This window comes from Caulobacter sp. GW821-FHT05F04, from assembly GCF_059419665.1.
Map to the genome: position 1 here is coordinate 1 of NZ_JBWKSF010000007.1, position 19,968 is coordinate 19,968.

Sequence of the window (19,968 nt, forward strand, 5' to 3'; positions counted from 1 at the left end):
GAGCTGAAAGACGCTCACGCCCCCCATCCTCACGGGCAAGAACAGCCTGGCGGAGCGGTCAGCGAGCCGAAACACAAACAAACCCTACGGTCCCCGGGTTCGCCCGGCCGCTCCGTCGCCTCCCCACACACCTTCAGCGGCCGCGCCGCGTGAAGTCGAGGCGCTGTGCGTCCTTACAGGCCCGCACCTTGACCGCCGTCACGCCGAACCCCTTTCATGCTGTCTCGCGTCCGCGATTCCCGGAGAACTTCCCATGCGCCGTCTCGTCGTCGCCCTGCTGATGACCCTAGGTCTGGCCGCCTGCGGCAAGGGCCAGTCCTTCCAGGCGTTGCCCGACGACATGAGCCTGGGCAACAAGGACGCCAAGATCACGGTCGTCGAATATGCCTCGGTCGGCTGCCCGGTCTGCGCGAAGTGGCAGGCGGAGGTCTATCCGGCCTTCAAGGCCAAGTACGTTGATAGCGGCAAGGTCCACTACGTGTTCCGCGAGATGCTGGTGGGCGGCGACGCGGAGGTCACGGTGGCATCGGCCGGCTTCCTGCTGGCCCGCTGCGCGGGCAAGGACAAGTACTTCCAGATCAACGACGCCGTCTTCGCCGCCCAGCCGGGCGTGTTCTATTCGCCCCGCGATACCTTGCTGGACATCGCCAAGTCGGCGGGCATGAACGAAGAGCAGTTCGACAAGTGCGTTCGCGACGAGGCGCAGGTCAAGGCGCTGAACGACCGCGTGACGCGGAACGCCAAGGAACACGATGTCGGCTCGACGCCGACCTTCGAGATCAATGGCCGCAAGATGGAGCCGGGCTACCACGCCCTGGCCGAGATCGACGCGGCGATTGAAAACGCGGGCAAGTGAGCGCGAGCGCGGTCATGACCTTGGAGCTCGTGACCGCCCGCCTCAAGATGCGCCCGCCGGTTCAGGCTGATCTCGACGGTTGGGCGGCCTTCGACGGTGATCCTTTGGCGACCCGATTTTTCGGCGGTCCGAAGTCGCGCGAGACGGCCTGGGACGGCCTGGCCCTTGCCGCCGGCATGTGGTCGCTGCGCGGCTGCGGACTGTTCTCGGTGTTCGAGGCGGAGACGGGGCGCTGGGTCGGTCGCGTCGGGCCATGGGTTCCTGAAGCCCCCGGCCGCGCGGAAGTCGGCTGGGCGATCCTGCCGGCCTTCTGGGGACGTGGCTATGCGAGCGAAGCGGCCGCGGCCGCCGTTGACTGGACCTTCACGCACCTGGGCTGGAGCGAGGCCCGCCATCGGATCGATCCGGGCAATGCGGCCTCGATCGCCGTCGCCGAGCGCATCGGCTCGGGCTGGATGCGGACCGAGACCAACGATGAAGGGCAGCCGGTCGAGATCTATGGACAGGCGCGGAAAGGCCTTTAGTCCTCAGGGGGAGGAATTCCGGCCTTGCTGTGCTACACGCACGCGCAATGACTGACACCACCTCCCAAACACCCGCCCAAGCCCCCGCTCAGACTCGCGCCGGTTTCGCGGCGATCATCGGCGCGCCGAACGCCGGCAAGTCCACCCTGGTCAACCGCATGGTCGGGGCCAAGGTCTCGATCGTGACCCAGAAGGTCCAGACCACCCGCTTCCCCGTGCGCGGCGTCGCCATCGCGGGCGACACCCAGATCGTGCTCGTCGACACCCCCGGGATCTTCAGCCCGCGCCGTCGCCTGGACCGCGCCATGGTCCGCTCGGCCTGGGCCGGCTCGGAAGACGCCGAGGCCACCGTCCACCTGGTCGACGTTCAGGCCGAACTGGCCAGCCGCGAAGACAAGGCCACGCCCGGCGAATACCGTTCGGTCCAGGACGTCCAGACCATTATCGAGGGCCTGAAGGCCGCGAACCGCAAAGTCATCCTGGCCCTGAACAAGATCGACGGCGTCAAGCGCGACACCCTGCTGCAGGTGGCCAAGGAATTCTTCGACACCGGCGTCTACACCGACGTCTTCATGATCAGCGCCGCGACCGGCGCCGGCGTCGAGGACCTGACCGCCAAGCTGGTCTCGATGATGCCGGAAGGGCCGTGGCTCTATCCGGCGGACCAGACCGCCGACCTGCCGGCGCGCCTGCTGGCGTCGGAGATCACCCGCGAGAAGGTCTACCTCCGCGTCCACGATGAACTGCCCTACGCCGCCATGGTCGAGACCACGGCGTTCGAGGAGCGCAAGGACGGCTCGGTGCGCATCGAGCAGACCATCCTGGTCGAGCGCGAAGGCCAGAGGATCATCGTGATCGGCAAGGGCGGCCAGACCCTGAAGTGGATCGGCCAGGCCTCGCGCGAGGAGCTGTGCGACATCCTCGACCGCAAGGTTCACCTGTTCCTGCACGTGAAGGTCAAGGAGAACTGGGCCGAGGAGCGGGGCCTGTTCAGCGATATCGGACTGGATTTCGATGTTTGATGCGCCCGCGGCGGCCGTCGATCTGGACGCCTACTTCCGGCGCATCGGCTACGACGGTCCGCGCGAGCCGACCCTGGCGACCCTGCGCGCCCTCACGCTGAAGCACCCGGACGCCATCCCGTTCGAGAATCTCGACGTCCTCTTGGGGCGCGGGATCAGCATCGTTCCGGCCGACATCGACGCCAAGCTGATCGGCGCCGGACGGGGCGGCTACTGCTACGAGCAGAACGGCCTGCTGAAGCGCGTGCTGACGGCCCTGGGCTTCCAGGTCGAGGGCCTGATGGCGCGCGTGCAGTGGATGGTCGCCGAAGGCGCGCCGGCCCGGCCGCGCTCGCACATGGTGCTGGGCGTGATGCTGGACGGCGAGACCTGGTTGGCCGACAGCGGCTTTGGCGGCTGCGTGCTGACCGGACCGCTTCGTCTGTTCTCGAACGACATCCAGGACACGCCGCACGGTGCGTTCCGGATCGTCGATGTCGAGCACGGCGGCGTGGCCGAGCGCCAGGTGCAGGCCAATCTCTCGGGCAAGTGGGCGCCGCTCTATCAGGTGGCCCAGGGCGCCTGGGCCGACATCGACTACGAGCAGGTCAATTTCTACACCTATACACACCCCAGCTCGCACTTCACCTGGAGCATGACCGTAGGCCGCACGACGCCGACCGCCCGCTACGCCCTGAAGAACAACCGCTTCACCCATCGCGACGTCACCGGCGCCGTGGTCGAGCAGCGGGACCTCACCATCGACGAGTTGGAAGCGACCCTGCGCGACGTCATCGGCCTGCCGGTCGAGCCTGAATGGCGCGACGTGCTGGAGAAGGTCGTCGCCTGGGGGACCCCCGCTTGACCACCGAATGGGAGGACGAAGCCTACGTCCTCTCGGCCCGCTCGCACGGCGAGACGGGGGCCATCGTCGAGCTCTTGACGGAAGGCCACGGCAAGTTCGCCGCCCACGTGGCCGGCGCGGCCTCGCGGCGGATGAAGCCGTTTCTGCAGCCCGGCGCGCGGGTCATCGCCCGCTATCGCGCCCGGGTCGCGGACCAACTGGGCTCGGCCACGCTGGAGCCGATGGGCGAGGGGCCTTCCAGCCTGTTCGACGACAGCCTGGCGCTGGCGGGCCTGTCGTCCGCAGCCGCGATCGCCGCGTCGGCCCTGCCGGAGCGCGAGGCCCATCCGGGCGCCTTCCATGCGCTGGAAGCCCTGATCCGCGTGCTGGAGATCCCCGACATCTGGCCGGCCGTCTATGTGCGCTACGAGGCGGGCCTCTTGCAGGAGCTGGGCTTTGGCCTGGACCTCTCCAAGTGCGCGGCGACCGGCAGCTTCGACGATCTGGTCTATGTCAGCCCGCGCACCGGTCGCGCCGTCAGCCGAGGGGCGGGCGCGCCATACCATGACAAGCTGCTGCCGCTGCCGCCGTTCATGCTGTCCTCGCAGGGCGGCCTGGCCGAGGGCGATGTGAAGGCGGGCCTGGACATCACCGGTCACTTTCTCGAACAGTTCGTCTTCGGTCCGCTGAACCGGCCGCTGCCCGCGCCGCGCATGTGGCTGATCGATCGCCTGACGGAGGCCGGCCGACTGTGAGCGCCGTTCCGACGCTTTCCGCGCGAATTCGGTCGCCATCCGCGCTGGAAGCCGGAAAACCGGGGATCGTTCAGGCCTAACCGGTCGAATCATCGCGGCGATGTCTGCTAGGATCGCTACCCGGAGTAACGAATCCCCTCGATGAACAAGCCTGTCCTTCCTCCCGGCGGTCCTGACGACGGCGACCGCATCCTCGACGAGCCGCTAACGGAAGCCCTGTCGCGCCGCTATCTGGCCTATGCGCTCTCGACCATCGGCTCGCGGGCGCTGCCCGACGTGCGCGATGGCCTCAAGCCCGTGCACCGTCGCGTGCTGTACGCGATGAGCAACATGCGCCTGAACCCCGACGCCGCGGCGCGCAAGTGCGCCAAGGTGGTCGGCGAGGTCATGGGTAACTTCCACCCGCACGGCGACCAGTCGATCTACGACGCCCTTGTGCGCCTGGCCCAGGAGTTCAGCCAGCGCATCCCGCTGGTCGAAGGGCAGGGCAACTTCGGCAATATCGACGGCGATAGCGCCGCGGCCATGCGCTACACCGAGTGCAAGATGACGGAAGCGGCGACGCTTCTGCTGGACGGCATCGACGAGGACGCGGTCGATTTCAAGCCGACCTATGACGGCCAGGACGAGGAGCCTTACGTTCTGCCGTCGGGCTTCCCGAACCTGCTGGCCAACGGCTCGTCGGGCATCGCGGTCGGCATGGCCACCTCGATCCCGCCGCACAACGCCGCCGAGCTGATCGACGCCTGCCAACTGCTGCTGGCCAATCCCGACGCGACGACCGAGGACATCCTCGAAAAGGTCCCTGGACCCGACTTCCCGACCGGCGGCGTCATCGTCGAGCCCCGCGCCTCCCTGCTGGAAACCTATGAGACCGGCCGTGGCGGCGTGCGCGTGCGGGCCAAGTGGGAAAAGGAGGACACCGGTCGCGGCACCTACCAGATCGTCGTCACCGAGATCCCGTATCAGGTGAAGAAGTCCGATCTGGTCGAGCAACTGGCCGATCTGATCGAGAGCAAGAAAGCCGCCCTGCTGGGCGACGTCCGCGACGAGAGCGCCGAGGACATTCGCCTGGTGCTGGAGCCCAAGTCCAAGAACGTCGAACCCGAAGTGCTGATGGAGAGCCTGTTCAAGCTCTCGGCGCTGGAGGCTCGCTTCCCGGTTAATATCAACGTGCTGGACGCCCGCGGCACGCCGGGCGTGATGGGCATCAAGCCGGCGCTGATGGCCTTTCTGGCCCACCGCCGCGAGGTGCTGACCCGTCGAGCCCGTCACCGCCTGGCCAAGATCGAAGCCCGTCTACACATCCTGGACGGCCTGCTGATCGCCTACCTCAATCTCGACGAGGTCATTCGGATCGTCCGCTACGAGGACAAGCCGAAGGAAAAGCTGATCGAGACCTTCGGGCTCTCGGATATCCAGGCCGACGCCATCCTCAACACCCGCCTGCGCCAGCTGGCCAAGCTGGAGGAGATGGAGATCCGCCGCGAGCACGCCGAGCTGGTCGAGGAACGCGACGGCATCCTGGCCATGCTGGCCAGCGAGGCCAAGCAGTGGAAGCTGGTCGGCAAGGGCCTGTCGGATGTCCGCGCCACGCTGCTGAAGATCAAGCATCCGCTGGACAAGGCCGGTCGAGCGACGGGCGTCATCGGCCGTTCGATCTTCGCCGACGCGCCGGTGGTCGACGCCGACGCCGCCATCGAGGCGATGATCGTCCGTGAACCGATCACCATCATCCTGTCGGAGCGCGGCTGGATCCGCGCCGCCAAGGGCAAGGTCGAGGATCCGTCCGAGCTGAAGTTCAAGGACGGCGACAAGCTGGGCTTCCTGGTCCCGGCCGAGACCACCGACAAGCTGCTGATCTTCTCAAGCGACGGCCGCTTCTTCACCCTGGGCTGCGACAAGCTTCCCAGCGCGCGGGGCCATGGCGAGCCGGTGCGGATGATGATCGAGCTGGACGACAAGGTGAAGATCATCGACGTCTTCCCGTTCAAGGCCGGCCGCAAACGCATTCTGGCCTCGAAGCTGGGCTACGGCTTCCTGATGCCCGAGGAAGAAGCGCTCGCGAACCGCAAGGCCGGCAAGCAGGTCCTGAATGTCGACGCCGCGGGCGCCGCCTTCTGCCTGGAAGCCGTGGGCGATCAGTTCGCGGTGATCGGCGACAACGGCAAGATCCTGATCTTCCCGATCGAGGAGCTGCCGGAAATGCCGCGCGGCAAGGGCGTCAAGCTGCAGGCCTATCGCGAAGGCGGTTTGCGCGACGGCCTGTCGTTCAACGCCGAGACCGGCGCCTACTGGATCGACACCGCCGGCCGCCGCCGCGACTGGGCGGAGTGGAAGGAATGGATCGGTCGCCGGGCCGGGGCCGGCAAGCTGGCGCCCAAGGGCTTCGCGACCAATAAGCGGTTCAAGCCGAAATGAGCAGGGGACGGCTGCGTCGCCGCGCGCTGAGCTTGCTGGCCAGCGTCTTCGGTTGCGCGGCTGTCGCCGCGACTCCGGCCCTGGCCTTGCCCCTGCCCAGGGGTAAGCCGGAAGAGCAGGGCTTCAGCGCCGAGCGGCTGAAGAAGCTCGACGACCACATGCAGGCCATGGTCGACCGCGGCCAGATCGCCGGCGGCGTGACCCTGCTGGCCCGCCACGGCCGCGTCGTCCACGCCAGGGCCTTCGGCCATCGCGCCCTGGGCGGCGATCCGATGCCGATCAACGCCATCTTCCGCATCCGCTCGGAGACCAAACCGGTCACCGGCGTGGCGATGATGATCCTGTACGAACAGGGTCTGTGGAACCTGGACGACCCGATCAGCAAGTTCGTGCCGGAGTTCGCCAATCTCCGCATCGCCACGGGCGTCGACGCGGCGGGCCAGCCCATCCTGGCGCCGATCACCCGCCCGCCGACCATGCGCGAGCTGATGACCCATACAGCCGGCTTCGCCTACGGTATCGCCGACGATCCCAGCAGTCCGGCCGACCAAGCCTACTACCGCGCCGGCGTGTTACAGTCCGGCTCGCTGAGCGAACTGGTTCAGAAGGTCTCGGCCCTGCCACTGTTTTCCGAGCCAGGGCGATTGTGGCGCTACAGCGTGGCGGCCGACATCCAGGGCTACATCGTCGAGAAGCTGTCGGGCGAGACCTTGCCGGTCTTCATGGAGGAGCACATCTTCGCGCCGTTGAAGATGAAGGACACCGCCTTCTACGTGCCGGCCCAGAAGCAGCCCCGCCTGGCCGCGCTCTATGACGGAGATCCGGCGACGGGTGCGCTAGCGCCGGCCATGGAAGGCGCCTGGCGCGACGTCAGCAAGCCGCCGGCCGCGCCGTTGGGCGGGGGCGGCCTCGTCTCGACGGCCGGCGACTTCGCCCGCTTCGCCCAGATGATCCTGAACAAGGGCGTGCTGGACGGCGTACGGATTCTCAAGCCCGAGACCGTGGCGCTGATGACCCAGAACCATCTGCCGCCCGGCTTCGTGGTCACGACCAACGGCACGACGGGCGTGCTCAATCCCGGACCTAAGCCGTTCCCGTTCGCGGCGGGCATGGGCTACGGCATCGACATGGCCGTGGCCGTCGATCCGGCCGCCTCGGGCGCGCCTGTAGGGCCGGGGACGGTCAGCTGGGGCGGCAGCGCCGGCACCTGGTTCTGGATCGACCCGGCCAACGACCTGTTCTTCGTCGGCATGATCCAGCGGCTTGGCGGCGTCGGCCCCGGGTTGGACGCCCAGTCGCGCGCCCTGGTGTACCAGGCGATCGAACGCCCGACGGAGATCGCGCTGGGGCAGCAGCCCGCCAGACCCTCCGCCAGGGCGACCACCGCCCGTTAGAAGCAGGAAAGCTCCCTCCGCGGGGGCGGAGGGAGCTTGTTTGCGGCTTGGTGAGCTGAAAACTAAGCCGCGAACAGGATATCGACCGCTTGAGTGACGCCGCCGACCACAAGGCCGGTGACGCCAGCCAGCTTGATCAGGCCGTCCCCCGCATCGACGCCGGTGGCGCCGTTCTGGTGGAAGACATAGGTGTCGCCGTTCCACTCGAAGACGGTGTTGCTGTTGGCGGCCGTGATGCTCGCATAGGCGTTCAGCGCGTCATCGAAGGTGGCGTTGGCGACGAAATAGAGCTGTTTCTTCTCGCCTGGCCCGACCAGGCTCGGGAAGCTGAGGATATCGAAGCCCTTCTTGAAGTCGTCGATCACGGCGATGTCGGTGACCTTGCCGTTCACCAGGTGCAGGCCGGCGAAGCCGCCGATGTCCACGGAGTCGTAGCCCGAGCCGGTGGTGACGCCGCCGTCCAACTTTTCGACAAAGATCTGGTCATTGCCGGTTCCCGTGTCGATACGTCCGCGCATGATCCCGTTGTCGACAAAGACGATGTCGTTGCCGCCTCCGGTGTTGATGTGCCTGCCCGCGTCCAGTCCGCCGGGGCCATCGGTGATGATCGGCTTGATGACGTCGTTGCCGTCGCTGGCCAGGACGTGGGTGTTGTCGTCGGGCTCCCGGTTGTAGACGTCGACGTTCCAGTCGTGGGCGAAACGCGCGCTTTCGCCGGGCAGTCCCGGGTCGTCGGGGCCGCCGGCCGCGTGGTGTCCGCCCTTGCCGTAGACCGAGAAGAACACCGACAGCGGGTTCGTCTTACCGTCTATTGCGACGTCGGCGAGAAAGGCGCGGACGGCGTCCGCGTACGGGCCCTGGCTGCTTGTCATGGCCTCGGCCATCAGCGCGCCGACCATGGCCGCGCGCGTCCCGACGCCGTTACCGCCGTCGCCGCCCAATTCGGCGAAATATTCGCCCCGGGTGTAGGTCCCTCCGCGACCGTTCGGCACCTCCGCGTCGAGATAAGTCAGGATTTCGTCATAGGTGCGCTCGACGCCGAAGAGCTTCAGATAGGCCTTCTGGAACGTCGAATACATCGTTCCGTTTTCGCCGTAGCTCTTGATGAAGTTCTCCCGACCTTCACCGAACTTGGCCAGGTTGATCGCGAAATTGATGTAGCGGTTCACGAGATTGAACTGCGCGTAATAAGCGCTGCTCAGATTGTTCGCATTCCCGCCGACCGGCGAGAGCAGATAGTCCAGCCCCTGCGTGCCCAGGCTTATGTCGGCAAGGAAACCGTAAGCCATCACCGCCACCTCGGTCGTGGACTTGGCGCTGTCCTGGATCCAGCGCACAGCGGAGGCATAGCTCCAGAGGTCCCCGACCATGCCGCCTCTGTCGGCGTCGATGCCTTGCGCCATCATGGTCAGCTGTGCCGAGGCCGAAAGGGGAAGTTCCGCCTGCGTCGGCAAGCGGTGGATATTGCGGTAGATCGTGATCAGGTTGTCCAGGGTGGCCATCGCCAGCGTCGCCTTAAAATATCGTAATCCCTCGTGCAGTAAAAAATATACATGAACGACGTTCGAACAACCCGGTTCTTGATGAAATAACCTTAACCTTGGGCGTGACGGATCGCCTGTCATCCGGACGTTGAAAAAGCGGGTTTCAACGCGGATGCGCCCGCTCTAAGGTCGCGTCAAACATCTGTTCGGGGAGGACGCCTTGGCGTTTCGGAAGTTCATCGCGGCCGCGCTGGCCGCGACGCTGCTCGGCGGCGGCTCCACCGCGACTCTGGCTGCTCCCCTGGGGGCAGCGTCCAGCACGCCCGCCATCGCCCCCGCCGCGCCGGAAAGCGTCGGCTTCTCGGCCGAAGGCCTGAAGAAGCTGGACGCCCATATGCAGAACTTAGTCGACACCGGCCACCTGCCGGGCGTCACCACCATGCTGGTCCGTCACGGCAAGGTCGTGAACTACGAGGCGCACGGCAGGAAGGGCTTCGACGGTCCGCCGATGACCAAGGACACCGTCTTCCGCATCTATTCCCAGTCCAAGCCGGTCACCGGCGTCGCCATGATGATCCTCTTCGAAGAGGGCAAGTGGAAGCTGGACGATCCGGTCAGCAAGTACATCCCCGAGTTCGCCTCCCTGCGCGTCTTCAAGGGCGTCAATCCCGACGGTTCGTTCGACACCGTCCCGGCCGACCGCCCGCCGACCATGCGCGAACTCATGAGCCACTCGGGCGGCTTCGCCTATGGCTTGGTTCCCGACAACCCCATCGACAAGGCCTATGTCTCGACCGGCGTCCTGAGCGCCAAGTCGCGCGAGGAGTTCGTCCAGAAGGTCGCCGCCCTGCCGCTGGTGGCCCAGCCGGGCGCGCGCTGGAAGTACAGCGTCTCGGTCGACATCCAGGGCCTGATCATCGAGAAGCTGACCGGCATGTCGCTGGGCGACTTCATGCAGCAGCGGATCTTCGGGCCCTTGAAGATGGTCGACACCGCCTTCTGGCTTCCGCCGGAGAAGATGGATCGTCTGGCTTCGCTCTATCTTTGGGGACCCAAGGAACAGAAGCTGGTTCCGGCGACCGGATTCATGGTGCTGGACATCACCAAGCCGCCGGTCGCGGCCTCGGGCGGCGGCGGCTTGGTCTCGACCAACGCCGACTACGCCCGCTTTGCCCAGATGCTGTTGAATGGCGGCGCGTTGGACGGCAAGCGCATCATCAAGCCAGAGACCGTCAAGCTGATGCGCACCAACATGCTCAGCGACACGATCATGAATTCCAACGATCCGCCGTTCAATACGGCTGCGGGCAAGGGCTTCGGCCTCGATTTCGCGGTGGTGCTGGATAGCGCCAAGGCAGGGCCGTACGGGCAGGGGACCTACAGCTGGGGCGGCGCGGCCGGCACCTGGTTCTGGATCGACCCAACCAACGATCTCTTCTTCCTGGGCATGATCCACATCCTCAACAAGGGCGGCGATCCGACCATCAAGGACATCGATGATGACAGCGCCAAGCTGGTCTACGACGCCCTGATCGACCCTAAGAAATAACGCTCCTTCAAGAGCCAAGAACAACAACAGGGAGAACGCCATGAAGGCCGCCGTCTATTATGAGACAGGGGCGCCGGACGTCTTTCGCTACGAGGACGTTCCCGACCCCGTCTGCCATCCGCAGGGCGTGGTGATCCGCGTCGAGGCGGTCAGCATCGAGGGCGGCGACACCCTCAATCGCGGCGGCGGCCAGATGGCGGGCAGCCCGCACATCGTGGGCTACCAGGCCGCCGGCGAGATCATCGAAGTCGGCGCCGAGGTCTCTCACCTGAAGGTCGGGACGAGGGTGGTCACCGTGAACGCCTTCGGTTCGCACGCCGAGCTGCGCGCCGTTCCGGCCCGCAACGCCTGGCCGATCCCCGACGGCTTCGACATCCGGAAGGCTTCGGCCATTCCGGTGCCGTTCGGCACGGCGCACGAGTGCCTGTTCGGCGCGGGCCGCCTGAAGGCGGGCGAAACCGTCCTGGTCCAGGCCGGAGCGGGCGCCGTGGGCCTGGCCGCTATCCAATTGGCCAAGCAGGCCGGCGCGACGGTGCTGGCCTCGGCCTCCAGCGACGAGCGACTGGAGCGCCTGAAGGCGTTCGGCATGGATCACGGCGTCAACTACAGCCGTGACGACTTGGTAGAGCAGGTGATGAAGCTGACCGGCGGCAAGGGCGTCGACCTGGTGGTCGACCCGGTCGGCGGCGCGACCCTGCAGAGCAGCCTCGGCGCCCTGGGCTATCGTGGACGCATCTCGCTGGTCGGCAACGCCGGGCGCGAGCCGATGAAGGTGGACGTGTCGTCGCTGATGGGCGGAAATCGCTCTCTGACCGGCGTCTTCCTCGGCGCGGAGATCATGACCGACCGCGTCCACGACATGATTCAGGAGATGATCGACCGGGCCGCCAAGGGCGAGCTTGAGGTCGTGATCGACAGGACCTTCCCGCTGTCCGAAGCCGCCGCCGCCCACGCCTATATTGAAAGTCGCCAGGCTGTCGGCCGCGTGCTGCTGATCCCCTGATGACCAGAATGACCAACCGTGTCCTGGCCCATACGGGCGCGAAATATCCGATCATCCAGGCTCCGATGGGCTGGATCGCTCGCTTTCCGCTAGCCTCGGCTGTCTCCAGGGCTGGCGGGCTTGGCGTCATCGAGACTTCGTCCGGCGAGACCGAGACCTGCAAGGCCGAGATCACCAAGATGGCGGCCAGCGGCCTGCCGTTCGGGGTGAACCTGCCGATCATGTTTCTGCGCGACGACGCCATGCTGCGCTTTGTCTGCGAGAGCGGGGTCAAGTTCGTCACCACCTCGGCCGGCAGCCCGGCCAAGTTCGTCGGGCCGCTGAAGGACGCCGGCATCGTCGTCTACCACGCCGTGCCGACGGTGGACGCGGCGGTCAAATGCGTCGAGGCGGGTGTCGACGGCCTGGTGGTCGAGGGCGCCGAGGGCGGCGGCTTCAAGAATCCGGAGGAGGTGTCGACCCTGGTCCTGCTGCAAGCGATCCGCGCGCGGGTCGACGTGCCCATCGTCGCCGCCGGCGGCATCTGCGATGGGCGCGGCATGGCGGCGGCGTTCGCCCTGGGCGCCGAGGCGGTTCAGATGGGCACTCGCTTCGTCAGTTCGGCCGAGAGCCCGGTCCACGCCAACTACAAGGCGGCGATCACCGGGGCCAAGGAGACCGGCACCTGGGTGCTGAACAAAAAGGCCAGCCCCTGCATCCGCGCCATCAAGTCTGACCTTACCAAAGAGATCTACGACGCGGGGGTCATGCCGCCCGATGTGCTGAAGAACATCCTCGACGTCTATTTCGGCGGTGACATGGAGGCCGCGCCCGCCTTGGCCGGCCAGACCGTGGGTCTGATCGACGAGATCAAGACCGCCCAGCAGATCATCGACGAGACCGTCGCCCAATTCCACGACATCACTGGCCGGCTGGGGGCTTTGGCCGCCGCCCGCGCCTTCTAGGAGCTACAAAATGCAAGACCTGTTTTCCCTCGAGGGCCGCGTGGCCCTGGTCACCGGCGGTTCGCGCGGCATTGGCGCGATGATCGTCAAGGGCTTCCTGACCTACGGCGCCAAGCGCGTCTACATCACCGCCCGCAAGGCCGCCGCCTGCGACGCCGCCGCCGAGGCGCTCAGCCAGTACGGCGAGTGCGTCTCGCTGCCGGGCGACATCTCGACCATGGAAGGCATTCAGGGCCTGGCCGATCGGATCAAGGAACGCGAGGAAAAGCTCGACATCCTGGTCAACAACGCCGGCGCGGCCTGGGGGGCGGCCTTCGACGAGTTCCCGGAAAGCGGCTGGGACAAGACCGTCGACCTCAACATGAAGACGCCGTTCTTCCTGACCCAGGCCCTGATCGGCCCGCTGCGCGCCGCCGCCAAGGATCGCGTCGCCAAGGTCATCAACATCTGCTCGATCGACGGCCAGTCGGTGAGCAAGGAAGAGACCTATCCCTACGGCGCGTCGAAGGCCGGCCTGCTGCACATGACCAAGCGCATGGCCCTGCGCCTGGCGACCGACAACATCGCCGTCAGCGCCATCGCGCCCGGCGCCTTCGCCTCGGACATGAACAAGGTCGCCCGCGACCACGCCGACGCGGTGTCGAAGGCCATCCCGGCCGGCCGTATCGGTTCGGAAGAGGACATGGCCGGCGCGGCCATCTACCTGGCCTCGCGGGCCGGGGACTATGTGATGGGCGGCGCTGTCACGGTGGACGGCGGGGTCAGCTTCGCGCGTTAGGAGATCCATTCCGTCAGAAACGCCAAGGCCGGTCTACCGGCCGGGGCGAAGCGGCCGCGCGGGGCTTGAGATCAACCGCGCCGCGCTGGCCCCAGGTCCCGGGAGAGCCTTCGCGAGGCTTCCGGGACCTGGGGGCGATGGCGGAGGCTAGGCCGCCCGGGCGACCGACGGGTTCTGGTCATCTCCGATGCGGAAACGGCCGACCAGCCGCGTCAATTCATTGGCCTCGCCGCGCAGATTGCTGGCCGCGGCGGTGGCTTCCTCGACCATCGCGGCGTTCTGCTGGGTGACCTGGTCCATTTGATTGACCGCGGTGTTGACCTGGTTGAGACCGGTGGCCTGTTCGCGCGACGAGCGGGCGATTTCGGTGATCTGGTCGGTGATCTCGGTCACCTTGCCGACGATGCCGCTGAGGGCCTCGCCGGTCTGACCGACCAGCTTAACGCCGCGCTCGACCTGGGCGGTGCTGCTGGCGATCAGCGTCTTGATCTCCTTGGCGGCGTCGGCCGAGCGCTGAGCCAAGGCCCGCACCTCTTGCGCCACGACCGCGAAGCCCCGGCCGGCCTCGCCCGCCCGGGCCGCTTCGACCCCGGCGTTCAGGGCCAGAAGGTTGGTCTGGAAGGCGATCTCGTCGATAACGCCGATGATCTGGGTGATCTGCCCCGAGCTCTGTTCGATCTCCCCCATGGCCGCGACCGCGTCGCGCACCACTTCGCCCGAACGCTCGGCGTCGATTTTCGCCGAGGCGGCGGCGTTCGAGGCCTGGATGGCGCCCTCCGCGCTGCGATTGACCGTCGAGGTGATCTGGTCGAGGGCCGCGGCGGTCTCTTCCAGACTGGCGGCCTGCTGCTCCGTGCGATGCGACAGGTCGTCAGACGCGCTGGCGATTTCGGCCGAGCCTCCCCGGATGGAGCCCGCGGTCGAGGCGATGTTGACGAGCGCGTCGCGCAGGCGGCTTACGGAGTGGTTGAAATTGTCCTTGACCGGCTGGGCCCTGGCCGAGAAGGCCGCATCGATCTTGTGGGTCAGGTCTCCCTCGGCCAGGGCCTTTAGGCCGTCCGCTAGGGCGTCCAGCGCGATTTGGTTCTCGGCGGCTTCGTCGCGCGCCTTTTGCTCGATCAGCGTCTGCTCGTGAATATCGGTCAGCGAGCCGCATGCGCGGATCAGGCCGCCTTCTATGTGAATGCACCCCCCGGTGGCGCGGTACCAGCGATAGACGCCCTGCCGGGTCATCAGGCGATAGGTGACATTGTATCGCGCGGCGCCGGTCTTGTCGGTCAGGTGGGCGGCGAAGGCGGCGAACGTGGGTTCCACATCGTCGGGGTGCAGCTTGTCCGACCAGGAGCGGCAGACATTCGGAAAGTCGGCCTCGCTGGTGTAGCCGATCAGCCGGCGAAATTCCGGCGACCAGGTCCAGACGCTCTTGGGGTGCAGGGCGTCGGCGTCATGCAGCACGGCTTCCCACAGGCCGATGCCACAGGCCTGATCCAGCAGTTCGGATCGTTCCTTCAGGTCCGCCAGTTGCTTCTTGAGGAGATTGATCTCGCCCGTCTTGCGTTCCGAGAAAAACATAATCCACATCCCCCTAACTGTCGCCGCGTGCACCGAAGCGTTTCACTAAATTTGGGATGAAGTGGTTTCTTGGGTGTTAACCAAGGTGCAGATTCAATTCCTCTGACCGCGATCTTTTGACATTCTTGCCAAGTTCACACGTTCCACTTTTGCGTGTCTTGAGGTTATTGCCGTTGGGAGACGTGTATTCCGAGGTGTCTTCGGAAACGTTCCGTTACGGCAGGTCGTCCAGCGAAGCCGGCTCGGCGTCGCTGAGGTCGAGGTCGCAGGTGTCATGTGAGTTGGGTCGCGAACTGGGCGGACGAGCGCCGCGTTCGCGGGCCGACATCAGCGACCAGCCGCCGGGCTTCAGGATTTCCAGCGGCGAGTAGCGCGCCTTGTAGGCCATCTTCTCGCTGCCCGGGACCCAGTAGCCCAGATAGACGTAGGGGAGGCCGCCCTGCTGGGCCTGGACGATGTGGTCCAGGATGACGAAGGAGCCCAGGCTCCGACGGTCGAGATCGGGATTGTAGAAGCTGTAGACCAGCGACAGGCCGTCGGCGAGCACGTCGACCAGCACGCAGGCGATCAGGTCGCCCGGGCCGCGGTCCTGTGACTTGCGGCGATATTCGATCAGGTGGGTGCGGACGGCGGTGTCCTCGACCATGGCCACGTAATCGGGCCAGGTCATCTCTGCCATGCCGCCGTCGGCGTGGCGAGCCAGCAAATAGCGGCGCAGCAGTTCGAACTGCTCCAGAGTCGCCTCGGCCTCGACCAGATGGCGCTCGAGGTCGTCGTTACGGTTCAGGACCTTCCGCTCCGAACGCGACAGCACGTAGTCGGCGGCGGGCGCGCGAGCCGACTGGCAGGCGCGGCAGGTCTCGCAAGCGGGACGGTAGGCGATGTTCTGCGAGCGACGGAAGCCGACCTGAGTCAGGCTGTCATTGACCGTCGGGCCGTCGGACAGGGGCAGGTGGGCGAACACCTTCCGTTCCTCGCGGCCGGGCAGGTACGGGCAAGGCGTGGGCGCCGTCAGAAAGAACCGAAGCTGTCGCGTCGGAAAATGCTGCGTCACTTGTAGGCCCTGTCCCCTTCAGCGTGTCTGCCGCCCAGAACGGGATTAGGGGGCATAGAGTTCAGTTGCGCAAGCTTCACGGAGCGCTTGCGCGTCGAACGGTCACAGGTTGTCCGGCAGGACCGGCTTTTCACGCAGCAGGATGATCGAGATGCGTCGGTTGCCCGCCAAGGTCGGGTCGTCGGCGTACAGCGGTTCGGAATTGGCCTTGCCCGACACCTGATAGATCCGGTCGTCGTCGACTCCGGCGCCGCGCAGCACCACGCGCGAGGCGTCGGCGCGCTCGGCCGAGAGCGCCCAGTCGCCGTCCTGCTTCTTGCCATAGGCGTTGGCGCTGGTGTGGCCCGAGATGGTCACGCGGTTGGGCAGTTGGTTGATCACCTTGGCCACGGCGCGCAGCAGGATCCTGGCGCGGTCGTTCGGTTCGCGGGAGTTTTCCTTGAACATCGACCGACCTTCCTGGTCGACCAGCTGGATGCGCAGGCCTTCCGGGGTCTGGTCGATCATGATCTGCTTCGACAGCTCGGCCAGTTCGGGCATGTCCTGCAGCGACTGGCGCAGGGACTGGGCGGCCGAGGCGAAGGCGTCCTGTTCCTTCTTGGCCAGGGCGTCGCGCAGGGCCTGCTCGCTGGCGGAGGCGAGGGAGGCCTGTTCCGAGCTCTGGCCATCCTTGCTGACATTATCGGGGGCTTCGGGCGCCATTTGCTGAATGACCGACAACTTGCCGTCGGCCTTGGCGCCGTCGTCGCCCAGCGAGGTGCCGCCCAGGATGCCGCCTGACCCGCTGGTCGTTGACGAGATCGAGGCCGGCGCGAAATAGTCGGCGATGCCCTGCTTCTGCTCGGGGCTGGTCGTGTTCAGCAGCCACATCAGCAGGAAGAAGGCCATCATGGCCGTCACGAAGTCGGCATAGGCGACCTTCCAGGCGCCGCCGTGGTGCCCGTGACCGCCGCCCTTCTTGACCTTCTTGATGATGATCGGCTGTTCGCTGTTGACCGCCATCGTGCTTAAGCCTGCTTAACCATGCGCCGCAACGTGCCCAAAGGACGTTAAGATGGGGTTGCCGAAGCCGCCGTCGGGCGCGTAATCCCGGCCTCTACTAAGTGGAGCAGCGGCATGAAGACGGCGTTTATCGGTCTGGGTGTGATGGGCTTTCCGATGGCGGGCCACCTGAAGGCCGCCGGTCACGAGGTCGCCGTCTACAACCGCACCGCCGAAAAGGCCCGCCGGTGGGCGGAAAAGCACGGCGGAGCGGCCTTCGAGACCATTTCCGAAGCCGTGACAGGCGCCGAGATTGTGCTGCTCTGCGTCGGCAACGACGACGACCTCCGCGACGTCGTGGCGCAGGCCCTTCCGGCGCTCGAGAAAGGCGTAACGGTCGTCGACCACACGACCACATCGGCCAAGGTCGCTCGCGAGATGGCCGAACTGCTGGCTTCGAAAGGTTGCGCCTTCGTCGACGCTCCGGTCTCGGGCGGCCAGGCCGGGGCCGAGAACGGCCAACTGACCATCATGGTCGGCGCCGACCAGGCGTCCTATGACCACGTTCTGCCGGTGATCGAGGTCTACGCCAAGGCCGTCCGCCGGATGGGCGAGGTCGGATCGGGACAACTGACCAAGATGTGCAACCAGATCGCCATCGCCGGCGTCGTCCAGGGCGTGGCCGAGGCGCTGCACTTCGCCAAGCGCTCGGGCCTGCCGACCGAGGACGTGCTGGCCGCCATCTCCAAGGGCGCGGCCCAGTCGTGGCAGATGGAGAACCGTTGGCCGACCATGTCCGAAGGCAAGTTCGACTTCGGCTTCGCGGTCGACTGGATGCGCAAGGACCTCGGCATCGCCCTGGACGAAGCCCGCTCGAACGGCGCCCAGCTGCCGGCCACCGCCCTGATCGACCAGTTCTACGCCGAGGTGCAGGCCATGGGCGGCAACCGCTGGGACACGTCCAGCCTGGTCGCGCGGCTAGAGAAGTAGGTCGGCGAGTTCGGCCGCGCTCCAGTCCGGATCGCGTGGCGCGACCACGATCGGGGCGGTCTGCTCAAAGGCCCGCGTCATCTCGACGGTCTGATCAAGATCGGGGGCGTCGAGGCTCTCGCTGACCACGATCGCGGTTACCGTCAGGTCCCGCGCCCGCAGCACCTCCAGAGCCGTCAACAGGTGGCTGGCCGTGCCGAGATAGCTGCCGGCGACCAGCAGGACGGGCAAGCCTAGCGCGACCATCAGGTCGAGATTTGTGGCGTCGTCGGTCATCGGTGACATCACCCCGCCAGCGCCTTCGACGAGGGCAAGGTCGGTGTCGCGGCCGTCCAGCCAGGTTCGGCAGTCGGCGACCAGGTCGGCCATGACCAGGGGGGCGCCCTCCAATCTCGCCGCCAGGTTCGGGGCCAGCGGTGCGCGATAGCGGCGGGGCGAGATCTCGGCCCAGGCCTCGGGACGGCCGATCGCGATGGCGAGACGGGCGGGATCGCTGGTCTCGGGCGCTTCGGGATCGAAGCCGCTGACGACGGGCTTGAAGGCGTCGACGCGGAGGCCGCGCGCCCGAGCGGCCCGGAGCAGGGCGCACGCGACATGGGTCTTGCCGAGGTCGGTTCCCGTTCCGGCGACAAAAAGGGCTTTCATCGCAGCGCCGCCACGGCGTCGGCCAGGCGGATCACGTCGGCGTCGTCGTGCTCGGCGCTGAAGGCCACGCGCAGGCGGGCCGTGCCTTCGGGCACCGTCGGCGGGCGGATGGCGACAACCAGGAAACCCTGAGCTTCCAGCGCGGTCGAGGCGGTGAGGGCGGCCTCGGCGCCGCCCATGATCACCGGCACGATCGGGCTCTGGGCGTTGGGCAGGCCTAGATGCTGGGTGAACAGGCGGGCCTTGGCGAGGGGGCGCTCGGTCAGTTCTGGCTCGCTCTCGATGATGTCCAGCGCCGCCAGGGCCGCGGCGGCCGAGGCCGGCGGCAGGCCGGTGGCGTAGACCAGCGTGCGGGCGCGGGTCTTCAGCAGGTCGATCACCGCCTGGGAGCCGCAGACATAGCCGCCGTAAGAGCCCAGGGCCTTTGACAGGGTTCCCATCTGCAAGGGGATGTCCGCATCCGGGAACAGCGCCGCCGAACCTTGGCCTTGCGCCAACACCCCGACTCCGTGGGCGTCGTCGCTGAGCAGCCAGACGTCGTGCTCGGCGCACAGCGCGGACAACTGATCGAGCGGCGCGATGTCACCGTCCATCGAGAACACGCCATCGGTCGCGACCAGGGCGCTGCGGGCGAGGGGGCGTTCGGCTTTCAGCAGGCGCGCCAGGTCCTCGACGTCGTTGTGGGCGAACTTGACGATCTTGGCGCCGGACAGCTGCGCGCCGCTCCAGATGCAGGCGTGGGCCAGGGCGTCGACGAAAACCGCGTCGCCGGGACCGACCAGGGTCGGGATCGTGCCGGTATTGGCCAGATAGCCCGAGCCGAACACGCAGGCGGCCTCCGTTCCCTTCAGGCGAGCCAGGCGCTTTTCAAGATCACTCAGCAGCGGATGATCGCCGGTCACTAGGCGGGAGGCCGCGGCGCCGGCGCCGTAGTTCAGCGCCGCTTCGGCCGCCGCCGCGCGAACGAGAGGATGTTGTGACAAGCCCAGATAGTCGTTGCACGAGAACGAGATCAGCCGCTTGCCATCGCGCTCGACCACGGCGCCGTCATGGCGGCGGGTGGGCTTGAGGCGGCGGCGCAGGCTCTTGGCGTCCAGGGCGGCCAGCTTCTCGCCAGCGAAGGCGTCGAGGCTCTGCATGTCGTTTCTCTTTGCCGTGGCTGGTGGGCGGGAA

At 66.7% G+C, this 19,968-nt stretch carries 18 protein-coding genes; 12 read left to right on the forward strand and 6 right to left on the reverse strand.

Annotated elements, in window-relative coordinates; translation table 11 throughout:
- Positions 1-253: 253 nt before the first annotated feature.
- From AC07R7_RS17900 to AC07R7_RS17930, 7 genes are all read left to right on the forward strand, one after another.
- A complete protein-coding gene (locus AC07R7_RS17900; protein ID WP_492884571.1) occupies positions 254-856 on the forward strand; it encodes a thioredoxin domain-containing protein in 603 nt (200 codons plus the stop codon).
- 14 nt (positions 857-870) lie between these two features.
- The gene (locus tag AC07R7_RS17905) at positions 871-1,380 is read left to right on the forward strand and encodes a GNAT family N-acetyltransferase (RefSeq protein WP_494636118.1); all 510 of its coding nucleotides are present in this window, start codon (positions 871-873) and stop codon (positions 1,378-1,380) included.
- A gap of 47 nt (positions 1,381-1,427) precedes the next feature.
- Complete coding sequence (gene era, locus AC07R7_RS17910) at positions 1,428-2,402, forward strand: GTPase Era (RefSeq protein ID WP_492884575.1); 975 nt, start codon at positions 1,428-1,430, stop codon at positions 2,400-2,402.
- Complete coding sequence (locus tag AC07R7_RS17915) at positions 2,395-3,246, forward strand: arylamine N-acetyltransferase family protein (protein ID WP_494636119.1); 852 nt, start codon at positions 2,395-2,397, stop codon at positions 3,244-3,246. The genes era and AC07R7_RS17915 overlap by 8 nt, the downstream gene beginning before the upstream one ends.
- The gene (recO, locus tag AC07R7_RS17920; RefSeq protein WP_492839667.1) at positions 3,198-3,980 is read left to right on the forward strand and encodes a DNA repair protein RecO; all 783 of its coding nucleotides are present in this window, start codon (positions 3,198-3,200) and stop codon (positions 3,978-3,980) included. The genes AC07R7_RS17915 and recO overlap by 49 nt, the downstream gene beginning before the upstream one ends.
- Before the next feature lie 141 nt (positions 3,981-4,121).
- Positions 4,122-6,401, forward strand: a complete 2,280-nt coding sequence (gene parC / locus AC07R7_RS17925; RefSeq protein WP_494636120.1) for a DNA topoisomerase IV subunit A — start codon at positions 4,122-4,124, stop codon at positions 6,399-6,401.
- On the forward strand, positions 6,398-7,795 hold the full coding sequence (locus tag AC07R7_RS17930; protein ID WP_494636121.1) for a serine hydrolase domain-containing protein: 1,398 nt from the start codon (positions 6,398-6,400) through the stop codon (positions 7,793-7,795). The genes parC and AC07R7_RS17930 overlap by 4 nt, the downstream gene beginning before the upstream one ends.
- A 62-nt stretch (positions 7,796-7,857) precedes the next feature.
- On the opposite strand, the gene AC07R7_RS17935 is transcribed toward AC07R7_RS17930, so the two are convergent.
- Positions 7,858-9,297 carry a hypothetical protein gene (locus AC07R7_RS17935; protein WP_494636122.1) on the reverse strand — a complete coding sequence of 480 codons (1,440 nt, stop codon included), beginning with the start codon at positions 9,295-9,297 and terminating at the stop codon, positions 7,858-7,860.
- Positions 9,298-9,499: 202 nt separating this feature from the next.
- Between AC07R7_RS17935 and AC07R7_RS17940 the strand changes: the two genes are divergently transcribed.
- The 4 genes from AC07R7_RS17940 to AC07R7_RS17955 are packed head-to-tail and all read left to right on the forward strand — an operon-like array spanning position 9,500 to position 13,553.
- Positions 9,500-10,828, forward strand: coding sequence for a serine hydrolase domain-containing protein (locus AC07R7_RS17940; RefSeq protein WP_494636123.1), 1,329 nt, complete (start codon positions 9,500-9,502; stop codon positions 10,826-10,828).
- A 40-nt stretch (positions 10,829-10,868) separates the two neighbouring features.
- Positions 10,869-11,831, forward strand: a complete 963-nt coding sequence (locus AC07R7_RS17945) for a quinone oxidoreductase family protein (protein WP_494636124.1) — start codon at positions 10,869-10,871, stop codon at positions 11,829-11,831.
- An 8-nt stretch (positions 11,832-11,839) separates the two neighbouring features.
- Positions 11,840-12,775 carry an NAD(P)H-dependent flavin oxidoreductase gene (locus AC07R7_RS17950; RefSeq protein ID WP_492839673.1) on the forward strand — a complete coding sequence of 312 codons (936 nt, stop codon included), beginning with the start codon at positions 11,840-11,842 and terminating at the stop codon, positions 12,773-12,775.
- A gap of 10 nt (positions 12,776-12,785) precedes the next feature.
- Positions 12,786-13,553 carry an SDR family NAD(P)-dependent oxidoreductase gene (locus AC07R7_RS17955; protein WP_494636125.1) on the forward strand — a complete coding sequence of 256 codons (768 nt, stop codon included), beginning with the start codon at positions 12,786-12,788 and terminating at the stop codon, positions 13,551-13,553.
- A 147-nt stretch (positions 13,554-13,700) separates the two neighbouring features.
- On the opposite strand, the gene AC07R7_RS17960 is transcribed toward AC07R7_RS17955, so the two are convergent.
- From AC07R7_RS17960 to AC07R7_RS17970, 3 genes are all read right to left on the reverse strand, one after another.
- Positions 13,701-15,134 (reverse strand): methyl-accepting chemotaxis protein, encoded by a 1,434-nt coding sequence (locus tag AC07R7_RS17960; protein ID WP_494636126.1) that lies wholly within the window; start codon positions 15,132-15,134, stop codon positions 13,701-13,703.
- Between the two features lie 205 nt (positions 15,135-15,339).
- Positions 15,340-16,179: an arginyltransferase gene (locus AC07R7_RS17965; RefSeq protein ID WP_492839676.1), complete on the reverse strand. Its 840-nt coding sequence runs from the start codon at positions 16,177-16,179 to the stop codon at positions 15,340-15,342.
- 102 nt (positions 16,180-16,281) lie between these two features.
- Entirely contained in the window at positions 16,282-17,181 is a 900-nt protein-coding gene (locus AC07R7_RS17970) for a flagellar motor protein MotB (RefSeq protein WP_492884597.1), read from the reverse strand.
- A gap of 114 nt (positions 17,182-17,295) precedes the next feature.
- On the opposite strand from AC07R7_RS17970, the gene AC07R7_RS17975 reads away from it, so the two are divergent.
- Entirely contained in the window at positions 17,296-18,150 is an 855-nt protein-coding gene (locus AC07R7_RS17975; RefSeq protein WP_494636127.1) for an NAD(P)-dependent oxidoreductase, read from the forward strand.
- On the opposite strand, the gene bioD is transcribed toward AC07R7_RS17975, so the two are convergent.
- The gene (gene bioD, locus AC07R7_RS17980; RefSeq protein ID WP_494636128.1) at positions 18,139-18,795 is read right to left on the reverse strand and encodes a dethiobiotin synthase; all 657 of its coding nucleotides are present in this window, start codon (positions 18,793-18,795) and stop codon (positions 18,139-18,141) included. The genes AC07R7_RS17975 and bioD overlap by 12 nt on opposite strands.
- The gene (bioF, locus tag AC07R7_RS17985) at positions 18,792-19,934 is read right to left on the reverse strand and encodes an 8-amino-7-oxononanoate synthase (RefSeq protein ID WP_494636129.1); all 1,143 of its coding nucleotides are present in this window, start codon (positions 19,932-19,934) and stop codon (positions 18,792-18,794) included. The genes bioD and bioF overlap by 4 nt, the downstream gene beginning before the upstream one ends.
- Positions 19,935-19,968: the final 34 nt, after the last annotated feature.